We start from the raw sequence: 19,821 nt of genomic DNA on the forward strand, positions 1-19,821 counted from the left end.
AGAAGAAAAACAACTAACTGATATGCAGCACCATGTCAGCGACATGGTCCGCATATCATGAAAAACAAGCAGTATGACGGATCATATCAACATGAAACCGCCATCACTAAAGGACAAAATTATTTAAAGCCGTAGTTCACACCGACAAATACATTGGAACCAGCTGTCGCATAATTTTTTGCCAGCTCATAGTCTTTGTTCAGGGCATTATTCCAGCGCGCCAGTATCGTCGTGTTTTTTGCTACTTCATAAGTTGCATACAGATTCAGCAAATTATAAGAACCCAGGGATTTGGTGTTGGCTGCATCATCAAAACGATCACCAGAGTAGATGGTTTCTACACCAATTTTTGCTTCTTTTTGCAATGCATATTCTAATGCCAGAGTACCGTGTTGTTTGGCGCGACGTGCCAGGCGTTTGTTTGCCGTGTCGTCTTTGGGATCTTGAATATCAATCGAGCCACGCAAAGTCAGATCAGCAAAACGGGTGGTGCCGCCAATTGTCAGGCCAGACAAAGTCGCCTTATTGACATTAGTTGCGCAGCCATAAGCATAATCAGGCGTACCAGGGCAATAGGGCTTACCTTGGGGATCTTTACCAGCAACATACACCAGCAAGTCTGTTGCCTTGTTTTGATAGTAAACAGCACTCAACTGAGTGTCGCCCTGCTCATAATACAGGCCAATTTCAGCATTCTTTGCTTTTTCCGGCCTGTTGGTGGCAACGCCATAACCCTGGTAATACAGCTCATTGTAAGTTGGTGCACGGAAGCTGGTGCCGTAGCTGGCATTGACGCGCAAGGCATCGCTTAAACGGTAACCATACGCCACGCTACCTGTCGTATTGGAGCCGTATTGTGAGCTACGGTCATTGCGTATGCTGGCGCTAGCCAGGTGAGCATCTTGTTTGAATACATAAGATGCAGCAAATGAATTCGTTGTACGTTTCGTGCCATTGATGCCTGCTGCGGGAATACCTCCAGAAACAGAATCAACTTTTTCTTCACGCGTTTCTGCGATCAGTTGCAATACGTCTTTGCCGATACGGATATCATTTTGTAAGCTCAGGCTATCCTGACGTGTATCAATCTGGCTCTTGCCATAGGATGCATCGGTATACCCTTTGTCTGCTGCTTGAGCATATTGCAGGGATGCAGACCAGTTATCGGTGAACTTGCCGCGGCCAAAGACGGCTATGGTTTCCAGTGTCGAGACACTACGGTCATCTTTTGATGGTCCTGCATCAAACTGTGCATCATTGCGGCTATGTAAAATGCTGGCGCCCAGTTCATAACCCTTGCTGATTTCCCATACCAGACGGCCATTGAAGCTATCCATCTTGTAACCATCTTTATCCGGGTTATAAGTATATATGCCTGCCCCTGGCTTGCTGGCAGAAAAGCCATCACTCTCTTCGTGCGCTGCACTCAAGCTGAGACTGAGATTACTGGCAACCGAACCTGTAATACCCGCTTGCAGTTTGCGTGTGCCATAGCTGCCCAGGCCTGCAGATACGGCAGGTGAAATTTCACCTGTGCCTTTTTTAGTGAATATCTGTATCACACCGCCCATGGCATCAGCACCATACAGACTGGACAAAGGTCCATACACGACTTCGATACGGTCGACCTGTGACAATGGTATAGCAGACCATGTCGCGCCACCTAAAGTCGAAGAGCCGATGCGCACACCGTCAATCAGCACCACGTTTTGTGTATTATTGCCACCGCGCATGAAGACAGATGAGGTAGTACCAGGACCACCATTGCGGGTAATTTCTATACCGCGCTGTTGCTGCAAGAGATCGACAATAGAAGCCGCGCCGGATTTGGCGATGTCTTCTGCAGTGATGACGACGTTGTCAGCCAATACATCTTTGGCCGCTTGCGTCTGACGGCCAGCGGTAATGACTACGTTGGAAACTGCACTGACAGAAGTGGCTTGAGCAAACACAGTAGTGGATGGAAATGCAGCGGCCAGGGCCAGGCTGAGGGCGAGTGGTTTGAATACAGTTGTCATGATATTTCAGAAAAAAATGGAGCAAGCAGCCGACGTCCCCGCAGGCCACTTTTAACAAAGCAATAAGAACTGACAAGATTCAGCACCATGCGCGACAGCAAACAGTGCATTTCTGTTTCAGGAGTTCCCCGTCCGTATTACTTCACGTATTCTGGCCGGTATCCGGGCTGACAAGCATCACCATCTGACCTTCCCATGCACATTGCACAGTGGTATTGGAAAATGGCTGGCTGCGGGCTAGAACTACTGTATGTATTCAATTCGCAGCAACTTGTACACCGTTGCGGGGGCAGCACACTTAGGCAAGCGCTTAGTGTTTCCCGTTTAACCGCAGATATGAGTATATCCGCGAGCACCAAAACCCCGCCATTCTATAGACAGACGGGGGTAGCCGCAAGTTAAGCCAGCTTAAAAGCTGAGACAAATCAGTTTATTAACTGATTGAAAACAAAGCAGATATGGCTTGATAGCACCCAAATTTCAAGTCAGATGTGCAGTCTTGGAGATCCAGGCAGAGACCAGTTGCGCATGCAGCTCAGACATTTCCGACAACTGCACGCCCACATGATAAATCTCGCCACTGAGAATGGCATGCCTGACCGTGCACTTGCAACTGACCTTATGGATGTCCGCCTCCTGGTAGATGCCAGGAATTTCTACCATCATGGGATAAGTACGCTGAGGCAGCAAGTTTTCAGGCACATGCAAGAGTACGCCGTCAGCGGATAGATTAACCACCTTGGCTAGCAACAGCCTGCCATCAGGCAACTTGACACCTGCTCGCCATGTGACGGTAATACGCGGTGATCTCCGGAGTTCTATCATGCGATGGCCATGCACACATGGTTTTCGTGTAGGTCTTGCGTAAATACTATCTGGATTATTGAAGGAATACCAGTATTTCCTTGCGCTCACCAAAGGGGAAACTGAAATTTTGTGTACACACTTGCTGCGCTAACCCTTCCGCACTCACCTCTTCCTGCCAGGCGCTTAGCATGCGCATGATGCCAGCATGAGTCACAACGATCGCTTCTGGCAAATCCAGCTGACGCAATTCTGTCAGCCAATGGATGACGCGTTGCGCGACATCGACTGCTGATTCAAGGCCGCCCGGCCTGTAAGTGGCAGGCGCTGCGGCCCAGGCATCAATCTGGTTGCGCGGAATATGCTCCCAAGCCTGCATTTCCCAGTCGCCAAAATTGATTTCCATCAGGTCGGCGCAAAATACCGGGGCCATATGCAATAGTTTGGCAAGCCTGGCGCAGCGTTGCAAGGGGCTGGAAAATACTGGCAAGCCAGCAGGCAATTGGGTAGCAAGCTGATTCGCCAATGTGATACACGCCGCCTCTGACACAGCAACATCAGCCTGGCCATAGCACAGGCCGACAGGGATCAAAGGCTGGGTGTGCCTGATAACATGCAAGCGCATTCAAGACACCTGAAAAGCCAGCAAACCCAAATAGATGGCAAGTTCTGCCACTTGTTGGGTAGCACCGAGACAGTCCCCGGTAAAACCGCCTATCCGGCGCTGAAACATGCGTGCCATGTACCATGTCAGCAAAACTGGCAAAGCAAAAGCCAACAGCAATGCCTTGAGAGGCATGGGAAAGTAATATAACAACAAAGCAGCGGGGAGCAACACTGTCAGGCTGGCGACCAGAAATTCACCCGCATGCATTTCTTGCGCCAGTGGCTTGGCCTTACCCTCGTGGCGGGCATACTGCATACGCCAGATCAGGCTGCATGAGGCCAGGCGCGACAAAGTGTGCGCCAATAACAAGGCTGGCAACACCAGCCTTGTTGGCAGGCTGATGAGCATTGCCAGCTTGCATGTCAGCAGCAGAAAAATCCCTATGGCGCCATAGGCACCAACCCGAGAATCCTTCATGATTTCCAGCACGCGTTCTGGCGTCATGCCACCGCCAAAGCCATCGCAGACATCGGCAAAACCATCCTCATGAAAAGCGCCCGTCAGCAAGACGCCGGCGATAGTAGACAGCAGCACCGCCACAGCATGCGGCCACAGTTGTGCCGCGGCGACATACACGGCAGCGCAGACCACGCCAACTATCCAGCCAGTTGCTGGAAAATAGCGGGAAGACTGGCGCAACCAGTCAGGTTCAAACCCCACCCAGGCAGGTATGGGGATGCGGGTAAAAAATTGCAGTGCAATCAAGAATAGGCGTAGTTGATGCAAACCAGCTCCCGCAATGATAGATTGACTTCAAGCGCTGCTTTTTTCGCTTACCTGGGCGGATGCAAACGTCGCCATCTGATTCAGGAAGTTCACAGCGGCCTGCAGCATAGGGTAGACCAGCGCAGCACCTGTGCCCTCACCCAGGCGCAAATCCAGCTGCAACACTGGCTTGACCTGCAAGGCTTGCAGCATACGGGCATGGCCACTTTCATCTGAGAGATGTGAAAACACGCAATAATCGATGATTGCTGGCTGCATTCTGGAAGCCACCAGCAAGGCACTGCTGACGATGAAGCCATCTATCAGCAAGACCATGCGGCGCTCTGCCGCTGCCAGCATGGCCCCCACCATGGTGGCAATTTCAAAGCCGCCAAAAGTAGCCAACACTGCTGCGGCCTCATGCACATCATCGTGCAATGCTATAGCTTCCTCTATCACTACTTGTTTATGGCGTATGCCATCGGAAGATAGACCTGTCCCTGCCCCGACACAATCAGCCACCGGAACGCCAGTCAATTTATGCATGAGTGCGGCAGCGGCAGTCGTGTTACCTATCCCCATCTCACCAAAACCCAGCACATTACCAGACAAACCTGCCACTAATTCCCGGCCATTTTGCAAAGCAGCCTGGCATTGCTCAGCAGTCATCGCCGGTTCTTTGGCGAAGTTACGCGTACCAGCGGCGACCTTCCTGTTAAGCAGTTTTTCACGGTTGCCAAAATCGTGATTGACGCCTGCGTCCACGACATGCAGGGTTATACAATTCTGGCGGGCAAAGACATTGATTGCCGCACCATCTGCCAGAAAATTCTCTACCATCTGCCAGGTCACATCCTGGGGAAAGGCAGAAATACCTTCGGCAACGACACCATGGTCCCCAGCAAACACCATGATGGCAGGAGCGCGTAATGCTGGTTGCGTGGTGCGCTGTATCAAACCTATCTGCGCTGCCAAATGTTCAAGACGGCCCAGGCTGCCCAGGGGTTTGGTCTTGTTATTGATGGCAGCAGTAAGTTCGGCTTCCAGCACAGGGTTGGCAGTTGCAATGATAGGCATATTCATGGGCAGGTCATCAATAGTAAAAACGGTCCAGCAAGATCACGGTCCAGGTTGCCAGGGCAATCAAGACCGTCAACAAGACTGCGGCACTGCCAAAGTCCTTGGCATTCTTGGACAAGGTGTGGCGCTCGAGTGAGACACGGTCAACCACCGCTTCAATTGCAGAGTTAATCAACTCTACGATCAATATAAGTATCAGTACAGCAATCATCATCAACTTGGCAAAAGCCGACACTGGTAAAAACAGTGCAATGATGGAACCTGTCACCACCAGTACCAGTTCTTGGCGGAAAGCATGCTCATTCTTCCAGGCAGAACACAGGCCATCTATAGAGTATAAAATTGCCGAAAATATACGACGCAGACCACTCTTACTTTTGAATTCGCTGACAGCTTGCTCTTTTTCAGACATTTTTATTCCTTAAACTCGTTACTCAATCTATTACATAAGCTACTACATAAGCTACTGCATAAGCGGTATTGCAGATGAAGACCAGACCAGCTTGCCTTCGCTCAGGTGGCGAATTTTACAGGACTGGCCGTTGCAAACAAGGGAATTTACCGACTGTAAATTAAATTAATGCAAGCGCGTTTGCGCCATGTCTGACTCAGTGCTGCATTTTGGCGACGAAGCAGTGACGATCATTTCACATTGTGGTATAACTTGTATATTGCAGCGCACCAACCACCATATGAAAAACGATACACCCTCCTCAGAGAAAACTTCCATCCAGGTAATAGAACGCATGGTGTCCTTGCTGGATGCCCTGTCGCGCTATCAGGATCCGGTCAGCCTGAAGGAGCTGGCCATAGTCACAGGCTTGCACCCATCCACTGCACACCGCATTCTCAATGACATGGTGGTCACTCGCTTTGTAGACCGCGCCGACACAGGCTCATACCGCCTGGGCATGCGTTTGCTGGAGTTGGGCAATATCGTCAAAAGCCGCTTGAATGTACGTGAAGCGGCGCTGGAATTCATGCGATCCCTGCATCGTCAAACCAACCAGACCATTAATCTATCGGTGCGCCAGGGCGATGAAATTGTGTATATAGACCGGGCTTTCTCAGAACGCTCCGGCATGCAAGTGGTGCGTGCCATAGGTGGGCGCGCGCCGCTACACCTGACCTCCACCGGGAAATTGTTCCTGTCTCTGGATGAACCCAAAGCCATACGCGCCTATGCAACCCGCACAGGTTTGACTGGCCACAATAAAAATTCGATTACCGACCTCGCCAAACTGGAAAAAGAATTAGCCGCCGTGCGCGAAAATGGCTATGCCAGGGATAATGAAGAACTGGAGCTGGGGGTACGCTGTATGGCCGCCGGTATTCATGACGATAGCGGCAAAATGATCGCCGGCCTGTCGATCTCGGCACCAGCCGATCGCCTGCAAGAAGAATGGCTGAGTAATCTGACCGAGACAGCCAGGCAAATCTCCTTGACCCTGGGTTATATGGAGAACAGATAATCCAGCATTGCTTATAAGAATCCGGGCCTTGAGGGCCCGGATTCTTGCTTAGGCTCAACCAAGATATTCAAGAAAGTCAAAACCATTCTGGATGACGCCGATCACCTTCAGTTTATTCTCCTGGCTTTCGGTAAAGCTGGCTAGCGTTCCGGCAAAGCTGATTTTATTGGCGCTCAATTCAGCTTTCCAATAATCATAACCAGCCTGGTCAGGGCGCGCGCCCTAAAACATTTTTGTATAGGGTCGTCAGTGATATGAACAGTTTTTCGTCTGCAACTATTTTGGTTTGACAGGTATTGCAATTGGTATAAAGTCTAATTTTGCGACACGCTCGTCTTTTGCCAGGGCGACATATTCGGCCGTGATATCTGCAGCATCAACCGCGATCTCTCCATATAAGGGGTTCACAAACAAACGTCTGGCCTTGCTGCGCTCACGGATGAAAGCCTCATAATCTGTTCCGTCCTTGAGCAAGAAACGCAAAGCTGACTGACGGTATGCCAGCTGACCACTGACTTCGTCACGCATAACCAGTACAGTCTGCTTTCCTCCAATGCCGTCCGCTTCTCTGCTGCCAAGTATGGCCCAATTCCGCTCGTCTATCTTCATGGTATGGTAGTCGGGAAGACGCCTATCCAGTCGAATTTCATTTTGCGCCCGTAAGGCCATCTGCTCCTCCTGTGATGGTGTCAGCCCCCCAGCTTGCCCGGTCTGGGCAGTTACATTTGCTGGCTCGCTGTGAGTCGCCTGAGTAGTAGAAGATATTGATGCCTCTGACGATGCATGCTGAGATGCAAGCTCACCCGACGCCACTACTGCCTCGGGTGAAAAACAGTACCAGGTACCCACAATAACAATCACCAGCATGATTGAGATTATCAAATATTTTTTCATTGCCTTGCACTTTTAAAATCGACTTGCGGGAATTCGTCAGAATTTAACTGGGATGCCAGATTGATGGCAATTCATGCTCTCATCAACCTGGCAATATGTAGCTAATTCCTGATGCTATTAAAGCTGGTAAGAAAAGAGTTTTTTTAAATACTGAATGAAGTAATCACAGTCTGTACATCCAGCGCCTTGCCTGCACCACCAGATGCGCCACTAAAGTCAACTACATAGACTTTATATTTACCAGCCAAAGGCTCACCATAAAAAGCATTTGAATGGAAACGGAATTTCTGTTGTGCGCCCTTCAGCATCTTGAAGTTTTTTCCACCCACATACCAGGAAGTAAATGCTGGCATAACGATGGATTTGGTACCAGTCGTCGTATTTTCTACGATGAATTGCAAATATCCCGGATTAATATCTGTCCCGGAATTATTCGTCAGGGTTATATCAAGACGCATAGGTCCATTGACCTCGCTGGCGTTAGAGAACGTCACCATGGAAGAATTGACACCCACCGTAGGGCTGACGCGGGCGGACGTTGATGGCTCCCCTGTCGCTGACAAGATACCACTGCGTCTGCCAGCTGGTGGCGTGTATTTGGTAGCCAGCTTGACAGCAGCATCTGCATCTACCAGACCGAAGCCATAACGATTTTGATAATTGAATCCAGCTGAATTAACGATCCAAGGATCTTCAATATTCCAGGGGCCAGTTCCCATGCTAGGTGTGAAGTTGACCGCATTGGCACCTGTAGCGATTGTCGCGTCGACCTTGCGTGCAGTTTTCGCCAAAATGTAGCCCACGTCTTGCCAGCTCAGTTTGGGATTGGCTTCCAGCATGAGCGCTGTTACTCCCGAGACACTAGGTGTGGCCGAAGAAGTACCATTCATGCGCCCGGTATAGTTGCAATTCGGGTCCTTGGATGAGGCGGCTCCAAACAGATCGGCAATCAGTTTTTCTGCAATTTCACCAAATTGAGCGACCAGATCAGATTTATTGCTGATGTTATTGCCACCCGTTGCGCAACCCGAATTATCGGTACTGATAATAGCCACTTCCTGGGTACCAAACTCGCCACCAAAACCGGTCACCCAATTTGATGCACCAGAGTTAGAGTAAGACGAAGCCTTGCCCGTATTATGTATCGACGCTACCTGGTAGAAATAGGGCTTGCCGCGTGATTCATGATTAGGATTGCCACAAGACATACCCTTGACATTTGATAATTCACCGCCTAATGCATTGGCGTCGGACAATAATGCAGAATGACAATTGACCATCATGGTCGTGCCGTCTGGCAGCTGACCTGTCATCCCGCTGAATTCATTTCCGGTTGCCTGGAAATAGATAGCACCCAAGCCCGAACGCAGGTTGCCAGTGCCCCATTTTGAAGCCAGCTCAAAAGGGGAGAAATCGTCAATCGCAGCAGGCGCAGCGTAGTCGGCACCGGCACTATAGTTAAATATCGATGTTGCGTCAGCCCTGTTGCCAAAGGAAGTTACAACACTTTGCACGCTATCGGCCAGATTTCTGGCACCGAAAGAAAGATAATCCATATCGCTACGATTGGTGCCACTAACCGGCGTCACACCCACAGTAGGGTAAGCCACCAGAGAGGCAAATGGTGCCGTACCACGGGAGCCACGACCATTCCAGCCTACTGCAGCAGCAACACCCGCTACACCGGTACCATGATCGGTGCTTGCTTGCACTACGGGTGGACTAGGATCATCGGAATTATTGGCGAAATTCCAGGACTTGCCGGGCAAGACATTGGCAGCCAGATCTTCATGCCCAATTTCCAGCGCGCTATCCACGATGGCTATCGTTACACCTTTGCCAGTGCAGCCCTTGCCATCTTTATGGACATTTTCAACATTGGCATCTATACCTGCAAGGCCATTATTATTGACAGCAGATACGACCTGGGTCGGTCCAGTATTTTTTAAATGCCAGGCATTTTCATAAAAGGAATCGTTTCCAGAAATGGGGTTATTAATTCCCCCGTCATAGCATGTAGTCGCAGCTGCTGTCGTACTTGTTACCGTAGAAACCGCAACGGCACTTTTGGGAGTTGCCTGATTCGTTCCCTGTACTGCGGCCGTCGAGCTTTCCCCTCCCCCACCACAAGCGCCCAATACTGCCAGCATCATGATGGATAAGGGCAATTTACAGACCTGTATCACGCCATGGCTTTTCTGGCTAGCTGACTTGGCGATAACTGCTACTGGTTTAATTAGATATGTTTGCACGATTTACCTCTCGTTTTATTAAGTAAAATAGTAGATTATATATTAACATTGTATATAAATCAATTAGCCCGTCACAGTTTGGACGGCAATGCGAATGGGCGTGAGGGGCAACTCAGTTTAGGTAAACAAGATCGAGAACATGTTGCCAGCATGAGACACAACGGATTTCAATCCGAATAAAAAGGAGCATATGTTCTGCAAACAACTCGCAGGAAATCGTCATTCCCAGAGCTAGAAAAGCGGTGAACTAAGAGGCAATATTGAAGCCAAAAAGATAATGCAAACTATTGCAACACAGGCGCTACTCACCAAATATAACCTCACAGGTTTCACATAAGCCCCCAAAAAAAAATGCCATTGCAATGCAATGGCGTTTTTTTGGGGGGGGATGACCTGCAGATTTATTTATAAGCACCACTTCCAACAAAATAGTCGTCTATTTTCTCAAAATAACTGGACTTGGTTTCCAGGGCTTTGGTCACAGGATTTGGCCATTGATAATCAATCCAGCCATCGTTCTTGGTTTTCAGCGCAGTAATCATGTCTTTGATGATGGGCTTGCCTTCCACTTTCAAGTCGAGCAAATTCTTGCCTATCATTTTAGGATTGGCACCATGAGACAAATTAACGCCATTCATGTCATAAACAAACAAATAGAGGTCACGGTCATGAAAGTCCTTGTTCGCGGCATCGTTGAAATCGGCAAAGGCTTTTTCCTTGCCATTTTTCTTGATGTAAGCAATTCCTTTTTTCACCATGGCTTGCGCCTGGGCTGTCGTACCGCGCTCTTCCCTTGCCATCGCCGACGAAGACATGAAGAAACCCATGACTGCGAACAAAAACAATTTGCTGAATATTTTCATGAACCATCTCCTTATTATGCCCGGGTGTCTATGCCCGGATTTGGTTGCTATTGCTTTACAGCATCAATCATTCATTAATTAATTTCCATCGTCCAGTATTAGTCACTGTGCAGCGCAACAATTTAATGATTTTGTGGTGAAATCTCTCACCAGCATAGACTATGCCGCTTATTTGTAGTTGAGCAAATTCACTACCCCCTCCACATCATCGAGTTTGCGGACCAGTTTTTCCAGTTCTTTGGCCTGTCCTACTGTCTGCACACACCCCTTCAACCAGACAAAACGGCGTTGCCCCTCTATCCAGATACTGGTTTCAACAAACCGCCCATCTGCCTCGATTGCCCGTTTTACCCGGGGAATAATTTCCTGATCATACAGATAGGAATTTGGCAATCGACATTGCCCGGATTGATAACAACTAGTGCCACGCTCTATTCTCGAATGTGCTTCAGCCCTGGCTTGTGCCTCAGTGAGCATGGGCCCAGCAGGGACAGGGCAATCTTTGATGGCCAGTGTTACATTGAGAAAAGGATCATTGAAGTAATTGCTTCGCACCTCTTCAGTTTGCCCCGTACCCGCGAACAGAGCAAGGAAGAGAAAAAGTACGAAAGCAAATTGATATTGATTTTCTGTGAGAGGCATGCACACTCCGGCAAGTGGCTACATCATGAAAACGGCTAGAAGACAGTTTGCATATTAAACAATTTCCCGGGATGCTGCATATCATAAAAAAGCCAGCGCAAAAAAATTGGCACTGGCTCTTGAGTTACTTAATTGTATGCTTGTCTGTTTTTAAATTTTCGCCCCAAAGCGATCAAATCGTGGCGAATAGTACTGGTCGCCATTGAGCGAATACATCAGGCGTTTTACCTGGCCGGTAATCAACTCACGCTTGACCAGGCCTATGTAGCGGGAATCGTGGCTATTATCGCGATTATCCCCCAGCATCATATATTCACCCCCTGGAACCTTGACGGGAGCGAAGGAACGCAGTGCCTCACGCTCTGGCATGACGATCATTTCATGATGCATGCTGCCCAGCTGTTCTTTGTAAACCAATTGCTGGCCTTTGTATTCGCGTTTTGGTGTCAGATGATCGTCACTGCGCGGCTCCAGCGCTTCATAGCTGGCGGCAACACCATTAATAAACAGCTTTTCTTCACGCATTTCGACCACATCACCCGGCACGGCAACCAGGCGCTTGATCAGGCGCACACCATCCACTGGCGAAGTGAAGGTGACAACATCGCCACGTTGCGGGTCAGACATATGCTTGAGGATGACATCAGTGAATGGCAGCTTGACGTCATAAGCCAGGCGATCACAAATCACGCGATCACCTTCCAGCAGCGTCGGGTACATGGAACTGGTGGGCACGATGTAGTAATCAGCCAGCGCGCTGCGCACAAAGACCATGCCTAGCATGAGTACGATGAAACCTTTATTGTCAGCCAACAGTTTCTTGAGCTTCACAGCAATCTCCCAAAACAAAAATATCTTTCAATGAACCAAGCTTACCCTCAATAGACAAAAAAATACCCCGAAAGTTCGGGGTATTTTTAAGCATGTTGCAAAAACTATCTGAACAACAAATTAAGCAGATTATTTTGCATGCATCAGTGCAACAGTAGTGTCCAGCATACGGTTGGAGAAACCCCACTCATTGTCGTACCAGCTGGACACTTTAACCAGGCGACCAGATACTTTTGTCAGTGTTTCATCATAAGTACTGGAAGCTGGATTGTGGTTGAAATCCACAGAAACCAGAGGAGCAGTGTTGTAATCCAGGATGCCTTTCAGGGCGCCTTCGGATGCATCTTTCAATACCTGGTTGATTTCTGCCACTGTTGTGTCTCGGGCAGCAACGAAAGTCAGGTCAACCACGGATACATTGATGGTTGGTACGCGCATGGCGTAGCCATCCAGCTTGCCATTCAGTTCTGGCAATACCAGGCCAACGGCAGCAGCTGCGCCAGTTTTGGTCGGGATCATGCTCATGGTGGCAGAACGTGCACGACGCAAGTCTTCATGCATGACGTCAGTCAACACCTGGTCATTGGTGTAGGCATGGATAGTCGTCATCAAACCGTTGACGATACCAATAGCATCATTCAAAGGCTTGGCCAGAGGTGCCAGGCAGTTGGTCGTGCAGGATGCATTGGAAATCACTGTGTCAGTGGCTTTCAATACATTGTGATTAACGCCGTAGACGATGGTTGCATCAACATCTTTGCCGCCTGGGGCAGAGATGATGACTTTTTTCGCGCCGCCAGCCAAGTGAGCAGAAGCTTTTTCTTTTGTTGTGAAGAAGCCTGTGCATTCCAGCACGACGTCAACATTCAATTCACCCCAAGGGATATTGGCTGGATTGCGTTCTGCAAATACCTTGATCTTGTCGCCATTGACGATCATGGTGTCGCCTTCGACCGTGACTGTGCCTGGGAACTTGCCGTGGGCTGTGTCGTAACGGGTCAGGTGGGCATTGGATTCTGCATTGCCGAGGTCATTGATCGCAACGATCTGGATCTCGTTCTTGAACTTGCCACCTTCGTAGTGAGCGCGAAGGATGTTGCGGCCGATACGGCCATAGCCGTTGATTGCGACGCGAATCGTCATGGTTTTATCTCCAAAGGACTAAACAACAATAAATACAATAGGTAAAACTTTAAGACCTCTCAACACAGAGGCACCGAGGGAGGAAAGGCTTTTTGCAAAAAGCCTTCGTTCCGCAAGCGTGTGGCATGCCACACGAATTCCTTGCTACACCACAGAGAACTGCAAGAGAACGGCACAAGCTATTTTGCTTATGCGAGTCATCATTTATCAGTTTTTCTCATGTTTTTTCTCTGTGTCTCCGTGTCTCTGTGGTGAGCTTTTTGGTCTTCAAAATACGTCTAATGCAAAGACAAAGGTGTACGCATGGCATTCACCGATGCCATCAGCACCGACAAATCGCCCCAGCCGTAACCCACTTCCATCAAATCCATGCCATCCCAGCTAAATGCCTGCTCTATCAACAGCGCGCCGCCCAGCTCCTCATAAAAATTGCGGGCGATGGAATTGCCGGAGATGACCCATACCAGCAAACTCTCTGCGCCTTGCGCCTGCAGGGTGCGTGCTACTTTCTGTACCATGCGACGGCCTATGCCAGAACGCTGCCAGGCTGGTCGCAGATATACTGCGGTCAGCTCAGCCTGCATGCCCAGCTTGGGCTCAGGCAGCATCATACCGGAGGCGAAGCCGATGATATGACCTTCGCTCTCAGCCACATACACGCAAATGCGGTCTTCTGCCTGCGACATGGCTTGCAGGATTTGTCGCCATTGCAGCATGCTGTCTTCTACGCGCATTTCATCCAGATAATTATCCGGGATCATGCCACGGTAAGTAGCTTGCCAGCTTTCCACACGTACAGCAGCAATCGCCTCTGCATCGCCTACAGTAGCACGACGCAGGCTGACCTCTTTGATGCTGCTCACAGTAATGTCTGTCAATTCCGTCTTCCAGCTTAAACTAAAGTCGCTTTTACTTTGGCAACAACATTGTCAACAGTGAAGCCAAAGTATTTGAACAAGACGCCAGCTGGTGCTGATTCACCGAAAGTATCGATACCAACTACTGCGCCTTCCAGACCTACATATTTATACCAGAAGTCTGTGACACCGGCTTCGATGGCAATACGTGGCAAACCCTTGCCCAGTACCGCAGCCTTGTAAGCTGCATCCTGGCGGTCAAATACATCTGTCGATGGCATGGACACCACGCGCACCGCAATACCTTGCTGCGCCAGTTCAGCCGCAGATTTAACAGCCAGTTCAATTTCAGAACCGGTTGCAATCAATACAGCTTTTGCGTCAGCCACGTCTTGCAAGACATAGCCACCACGCTGGACATCAGCGATTTGCTGAGCGCTGCGCTCTTGATAAGGCAGGTTTTGACGAGAGAAAATCAGGGTCGATGGGCCATCATTGCGTTTGACTGCATGCGCCCAGGCAGCAGCAGATTCCACCGTGTCACATGGACGCCAGTTATCCAGGTTAGGGATCAGGCGCATGCTGGAGACGTGCTCGACGGATTGATGGGTAGGACCATCTTCACCCAGGCCGATAGAGTCGTGGGTGAATACAAACAGGGTACGGATTTTCATCAGTGCAGCCATGCGGATGGCATTGCGGCTGTAATCCGAGAAGGTCAGGAAGGTTGCGCCAAACGGGATATAACCGCCGTGCAGGGCGATACCATTCATCATCGCGCTCATACCGAATTCGCGCACGCCATAATTGATGTGATTACCAGCCTGATTGCCACGGACAGCAATACTTTCTTTCCAGTTGGTCAGGTTGGAACCTGTCAAATCGGCAGAACCGCCGAGGAATTCTGGCAGCGATGGGGCAAATGCCTGGATCGCATTCTGGCTAGCCTTGCGGGTCGCGATGTTTTCTTTTTTCTCTACACAGGATGCAATCGCATTCGCCACCACTTCATCGAAGTTGGCAGGCAAATCACCGTTCATGCGGCGTGTCAGTTCAGCAGCTTTTTGTGGGAACTGGGCCGTGTAGGCGGCAAATTGTGTATTCCATTCAGCTTCGGCTTTGGCGCCATCTGCTTTGGCATCCCAGGCTTCATAGACTTCAGCCGGGACTTCAAATGGTGGATATTCCCAGCCTATGTGCGCACGTACTGCGGCAATTTCCTTGTCACCCAAAGCGGCACCGTGCACATTGTGCGTGCCTTCCATATTTGGCGAGCCCTTGCCAATTACGGTTTTGCAGCAGATCAGGGTAGGTTTGTCGGATGTTTTGGCGGCAGCAATGGCATTGGCTACGGCTTCAGCATTGTGGCCATCAATTGCCGGAATCACATTCCAGCCATAGGCTTCAAAGCGTTTTGGGGTGTTGTCGGTGAACCAGCCTTCGACATGACCGTCGATGGAAATGCCATTGTCATCCCAGAAAGCGATCAGTTTATTCAGTTGCAGCGTGCCAGCCAGTGAGCAGGCTTCATGCGAAATGCCTTCCATCAGGCAGCCATCACCCATGAATACATAGGTGTAGTGATCAACAACCTTCAAGTCGCCCTGATTGAATTCGGCTGCCAGCAGTTTTTCAGCCAGTGCCATACCGACGGCATTGGTAATGCCCTGACCCAGAGGGCCAGTAGTCGTTTCCACGCCCGGCGTAATATGCACTTCAGGGTGACCGGCAGTCTTGGAATGCAGTTGACGGAAATTTTTGATCTCTTCGATAGGCAGGTCATAGCCTGTCAGATGCAACAGCGAATAATGCAGCATAGAACCATGACCATTCGACAACACAAAGCGGTCGCGGTTGATCCATTTAGGATTAGCTGGATTGTGACGATAAAAGCCTTTCCATAAAGCAACAGCGATATCCGCCATGCCCATAGGTGCGCCTGGGTGGCCAGAATTGGCTTTTTGTACGGCATCCATGGACAAGGCACGAATTGCATTGGCCATTTTGGTGAGTGTTGCTGGCTGAAGAGATGAAATCATGGTGTCAGAAGGTAGTCTTGAGAAAACTGGTCAGTGTTGCGAGCTAGGGACATGAAACTCTCCCCGCGAAAACCCGATATTTTACCAGAGCATGAGGTCCATACTACAATTGCGACTCTTTAGAAGTATAAACAGGCAACAAACTAGACTAGTTTCTGTCTTCAACACTTTGCTTTACCAGTAAAAACGCACACATGCCATCAAAAAATCACCGCTTCACACTGGAAGATTTAGCTGAACAATTCCCTCGCGAGACCTTTATACGCGGCATAAGCTATGCAAATGACAACAAAGTCAAAGGGTGGAGTTTTGAAAATGATTTTATAGAGTCCGAAGTACAAGGCAGCGGACGTAATATTTATACTCAGGAAATTGAGCTTATCTTTGATGATAAGGGTGTCCTGGAAGAAGTTATCGGCGGCTGCAGTTGTCCGGTCGAGTACAACTGCAAACACACTGTTGCCGTTTTGCTCAACATTGTAGACCACCAGCAAAAAAACGCCCCCTCTGGCAAGCCTGCAAACGCGACTTCTCTCAGCTTCGCCGAGCAAAAATGGCTTCATGAACTGGAATTTGCACAAAATGCCAGGCATGCAGATCGCTACACTGAGCCAGGCAAACAGGAAAAGCCTGATGAAGGTTTTTTGATTTTCACCCTCTCAACGCTGGCAAATGGCAAGGAAGTTCGCCTTATTCCAGGCAAGGCCAAACTCAACGCCAAGGGTGAACTGAAATACACCAAATTATCCCAGGCGGTACGCGATGTGATGCGCACCAGTCATTTCACCCAGGGCGATGACTACGATTTGCTGGCCTTGTTCAATATGAGCACGATGAATTCCTACTATTACTCTTACTACAATCCTAGAGAAAAAATGGGTGCCGTCTTGCTTGAGCGTATCGCCAAGGCAGGAAAACTATACTGGCTGAGCACAGAGAATAAGCAAAGCTCCATAAAAAAACTGGAATTTCATGAGCATCAGCATGCCCATCTGATTTGGCAGGAAGATCAAGACTTTATGCGTCTGCGCTGGCAATTATCGACTGAAAACGCTAGCCTGCCTCAAGAGTATTATTTGCTGCCTACCGATCCTCCGTGGATAGTGACGCCTCAGAGTTGCGGCAAATTGCATGCGGCCACTACTGGCGACCTGGATTTGCCTGCCCTGATCAGACTGGTAGAAGAAGCGCCTACAATTGCGCTGGAGCGTCAAAAAACTCGCATTTCGATGGCACATAAGCTGCTGGAGCTGGGGCTGCAAAACACCATCCCCATGCCTGCAGAGTTGCAGAAAATCCAGCGCGACGACATCAAGTTGCGCCCCTCGCTGCTCATGGGTAGTCACGAACGCAAACCTTGGGAAACCATAGACTTTGCCCTGCTGCAATACTCTTACGATAACGCCCTTATCCCCTTCGACATGCCAGGCGACAGCATCATGCGCCGCAATGGTGACGATGTGGAAAGCATTACCCGGGACAAACGGGCAGAACAGGCCGCCATGCAAACCCTGCTTGACCTGGGATTTTCCCTGGAAGATATCAGTGAGCATCATCTGGGCGACGTGTTAGTGCTGGGAGACCAAAACGCCTGGCTGAAATTCACTACCCAGCAATTACCCCTGCTTCATGCACAAGGCTGGGATTTGCGCCTGATGGATAATTATCGCTATGACCTGGAAGAGGTAGAAGACTGGTATGCCGAAGTTGCAGAAGAAAACCAGCAATCTACCTGGTTTGACCTGGAACTGGGCATCGTCGTCAACCAGACCAAAATTTCCCTGCTGCCCTTGCTGGTTGGCCTGATACGCCAGGCCCCGCAAGATTTTAGTGTGCAACAATTGAACCAGCGTGCTGATGATGAACAAGTCTTGCTGAACCTGTCCGACAGCAGCAGGGTCGCCCTGCCCTATGCACGTATCAAACCTATTTTACTGGTCCTGGGTGAATTGTATTTCAATGAACACCAGGGCGATGCCATACGACTGCCCATGCTGGATGCAGCACGCCTGGCAGAATTAGCGGCCACCACGCATCTACGCTGGATAGGCGGCGAGCGCCAGCAAGCCTTTGGCCAGCGCCTGGCAGAGTTTGGCGGCATCAATAGCATCAGCCCGCCAACTGGCTTGCAAGCCAATCTGCGCGATTACCAAAAAGAAGGTGTGGCATGGATGCAATTTTTGCGTGAATACCAGCTGGCTGGCATATTGGCGGACGACATGGGTCTGGGCAAAACCATACAAACCCTGACCCATATCCTGATAGAAAAAGAAGCTGGCAGGCTGACCCAGCCAGCATTGGTAGTTGCCCCCACCAGCCTGATGGATAACTGGGCCAGCGAAGCACAACGTTTCACGCCCGGCTTGCGGGTATTGGTTTTGCAGGGCAAGGACCGCAGCAAGCTGTTTGAAAAAATTCCTGAAGTTGACCTGGTGTTGACCACCTATCCACTCTTGCCACGCGATGAAGACGCCTTGCGACAACATCGCTATCATTTATTGATACTCGATGAAGCCCAGTACATCAAGAATGCCCAGGCCAAGGCCAGCCAGACTGCCAGCCTGCTGCAAGCCAATCATCGTCTGTGCCTGACTGGTACACCTTTACAAAATCACCTGGGTGAATTGTGGTCGCAATTTAATTTCCTCATGCCTGGTTTATTGGGAGATCTCAAAAGCTTTACCAAGGATTTCCGCACTCCTATAGAAAAGCTGGGCGATACCCAACGCCACGCCTTGTTGACCCGCCGTATCAAACCTTTCTTGCTAAGGCGTACCAAGGACAAGGTCGCCACTGAATTGCCTGCCAAAACCGAGATAGTCCGGCATATAGAACTCAGTGGAGCACAGCGCGACCTGTATGAAACCGTGCGTGTCGCCATGGATAAAAAAGTACGCGATGAAATCGCAAAAAAAGGAGTGGCGCGCAGCCAGATTATTATTCTGGATGCCTTGCTCAAACTGCGCCAGGTCTGTTGCGACCCACGCCTGGTCAAAATTACCGGCACGACTACGGGCAAGGGCAAAGCCCCCGCCTCTGCCAAGCTCACTGAACTCATAGAGATGGTAGAAGAATTGCTGTCCGAGGGACGCAAGATACTGGTCTTTTCACAATTCACCAGCATGCTGGACCTGATCGCCGAAGCCCTGCAAGAAAAAAAGCTCACCTATGCCATGTTGACGGGAGATACCGAACATCGCGGAGAAGTGGTAAGGCGCTTCCAGGAAGGCGATGTTCCGTTATTCCTTATCAGCCTGAAGGCTGGTGGCGTGGGCCTGAACCTGACTGCGGCCGATACCGTCATCCACTATGACCCCTGGTGGAACCCGGCGGCAGAAAACCAGGCAACCGACCGCGCCTGGCGCATAGGGCAGGATAAACCGGTATTTGTCTATCGCCTGATAGCCAAGGGTACGCTGGAAGAAAAGATACAGGAAATGCAGATCAAGAAATCTGACCTGGCGCGCGCCATACTCGATCAGGGTGAAATCGCCAGCGCGCAACTGACTGCAGAAGATTTGCAGGGTATTTTCGAACCTTTGAATTAAAGAAAG

At 49.8% G+C, this 19,821-nt stretch carries 16 protein-coding genes, 1 pseudogene and 1 riboswitch; of the genes and pseudogenes, 2 read left to right on the forward strand and 15 right to left on the reverse strand.

The genetic code is table 11. The features are described 5' to 3' along the window. Positions 1 to 119: 119 nt before the first annotated feature. From ACO0LC_RS11510 to ACO0LC_RS11535, 6 genes are all read right to left on the reverse strand, one after another. Complete coding sequence (locus ACO0LC_RS11510; protein WP_423003100.1) at positions 120 to 2,018, reverse strand: TonB-dependent receptor domain-containing protein; 1,899 nt, start codon at positions 2,016 to 2,018, stop codon at positions 120 to 122. Between the two features lie 136 nt (positions 2,019 to 2,154). Beyond that, a riboswitch (cobalamin riboswitch) is annotated at positions 2,155 to 2,393 on the reverse strand. Between the two features lie 105 nt (positions 2,394 to 2,498). Then, complete coding sequence (locus ACO0LC_RS11515) at positions 2,499 to 2,843, reverse strand: PilZ domain-containing protein (RefSeq protein WP_423003102.1); 345 nt, start codon at positions 2,841 to 2,843, stop codon at positions 2,499 to 2,501. Between the two features lie 55 nt (positions 2,844 to 2,898). Then, on the reverse strand, positions 2,899 to 3,447 hold the full coding sequence (locus ACO0LC_RS11520; RefSeq protein ID WP_423003104.1) for a histidine phosphatase family protein: 549 nt from the start codon (positions 3,445 to 3,447) through the stop codon (positions 2,899 to 2,901). Next, the gene (locus ACO0LC_RS11525; protein ID WP_423003106.1) at positions 3,448 to 4,215 is read right to left on the reverse strand and encodes an adenosylcobinamide-GDP ribazoletransferase; all 768 of its coding nucleotides are present in this window, start codon (positions 4,213 to 4,215) and stop codon (positions 3,448 to 3,450) included. Between the two features lie 27 nt (positions 4,216 to 4,242). Further along, positions 4,243 to 5,277 (reverse strand): nicotinate-nucleotide--dimethylbenzimidazole phosphoribosyltransferase, encoded by a 1,035-nt coding sequence (gene cobT, locus ACO0LC_RS11530; protein WP_423003108.1) that lies wholly within the window; start codon positions 5,275 to 5,277, stop codon positions 4,243 to 4,245. A 10-nt stretch (positions 5,278 to 5,287) separates the two neighbouring features. After that, positions 5,288 to 5,686, reverse strand: coding sequence for a diacylglycerol kinase (locus ACO0LC_RS11535; RefSeq protein ID WP_423003110.1), 399 nt, complete (start codon positions 5,684 to 5,686; stop codon positions 5,288 to 5,290). Between the two features lie 280 nt (positions 5,687 to 5,966). On the opposite strand from ACO0LC_RS11535, the gene ACO0LC_RS11540 reads away from it, so the two are divergent. Further along, entirely contained in the window at positions 5,967 to 6,746 is a 780-nt protein-coding gene (locus tag ACO0LC_RS11540) for an IclR family transcriptional regulator (protein ID WP_423003112.1), read from the forward strand. A gap of 54 nt (positions 6,747 to 6,800) precedes the next feature. Here the strand turns inward: ACO0LC_RS11540 and ACO0LC_RS11545 are convergent. The 9 genes and pseudogenes from ACO0LC_RS11545 to tkt all read right to left on the reverse strand — a co-directional run. Further along, positions 6,801 to 6,950: pseudogene (locus tag ACO0LC_RS11545) on the reverse strand (hypothetical protein); the annotation flags it as partial. Positions 6,951 to 7,022: 72 nt separating this feature from the next. Further along, entirely contained in the window at positions 7,023 to 7,640 is a 618-nt protein-coding gene (locus ACO0LC_RS11550; RefSeq protein WP_423003114.1) for a hypothetical protein, read from the reverse strand. A gap of 143 nt (positions 7,641 to 7,783) precedes the next feature. Continuing rightward, positions 7,784 to 9,892 (reverse strand): S8 family serine peptidase, encoded by a 2,109-nt coding sequence (locus ACO0LC_RS11555; RefSeq protein WP_423003116.1) that lies wholly within the window; start codon positions 9,890 to 9,892, stop codon positions 7,784 to 7,786. Positions 9,893 to 10,293: 401 nt separating this feature from the next. Continuing rightward, positions 10,294 to 10,755, reverse strand: a complete 462-nt coding sequence (locus ACO0LC_RS11560; RefSeq protein WP_423003118.1) for a cache domain-containing protein — start codon at positions 10,753 to 10,755, stop codon at positions 10,294 to 10,296. Positions 10,756 to 10,923: 168 nt separating this feature from the next. Further along, positions 10,924 to 11,397, reverse strand: a complete 474-nt coding sequence (locus ACO0LC_RS11565) for a BON domain-containing protein (RefSeq protein ID WP_423003120.1) — start codon at positions 11,395 to 11,397, stop codon at positions 10,924 to 10,926. 150 nt (positions 11,398 to 11,547) lie between these two features. Continuing rightward, positions 11,548 to 12,228, reverse strand: coding sequence for a signal peptidase I (lepB, locus tag ACO0LC_RS11570; protein ID WP_423003122.1), 681 nt, complete (start codon positions 12,226 to 12,228; stop codon positions 11,548 to 11,550). A 129-nt stretch (positions 12,229 to 12,357) separates the two neighbouring features. Next, positions 12,358 to 13,371: a type I glyceraldehyde-3-phosphate dehydrogenase gene (gene gap, locus ACO0LC_RS11575; RefSeq protein WP_422639180.1), complete on the reverse strand. Its 1,014-nt coding sequence runs from the start codon at positions 13,369 to 13,371 to the stop codon at positions 12,358 to 12,360. Positions 13,372 to 13,649: 278 nt separating this feature from the next. Further along, positions 13,650 to 14,249: a GNAT family N-acetyltransferase gene (locus ACO0LC_RS11580; RefSeq protein ID WP_423003124.1), complete on the reverse strand. Its 600-nt coding sequence runs from the start codon at positions 14,247 to 14,249 to the stop codon at positions 13,650 to 13,652. Positions 14,250 to 14,263: 14 nt separating this feature from the next. Beyond that, positions 14,264 to 16,267 carry a transketolase gene (gene tkt, locus ACO0LC_RS11585; protein WP_423003126.1) on the reverse strand — a complete coding sequence of 668 codons (2,004 nt, stop codon included), beginning with the start codon at positions 16,265 to 16,267 and terminating at the stop codon, positions 14,264 to 14,266. Between the two features lie 194 nt (positions 16,268 to 16,461). On the opposite strand from tkt, the gene ACO0LC_RS11590 reads away from it, so the two are divergent. Further along, the gene (locus ACO0LC_RS11590) at positions 16,462 to 19,815 is read left to right on the forward strand and encodes an SNF2-related protein (protein WP_423003128.1); all 3,354 of its coding nucleotides are present in this window, start codon (positions 16,462 to 16,464) and stop codon (positions 19,813 to 19,815) included. Positions 19,816 to 19,821 lie beyond the last annotated feature (6 nt).

This window comes from Undibacterium sp. JH2W, assembly GCF_049340425.1.
Taxonomy (GTDB): Bacteria; Pseudomonadota; Gammaproteobacteria; order Burkholderiales; family Burkholderiaceae_D; genus Undibacterium.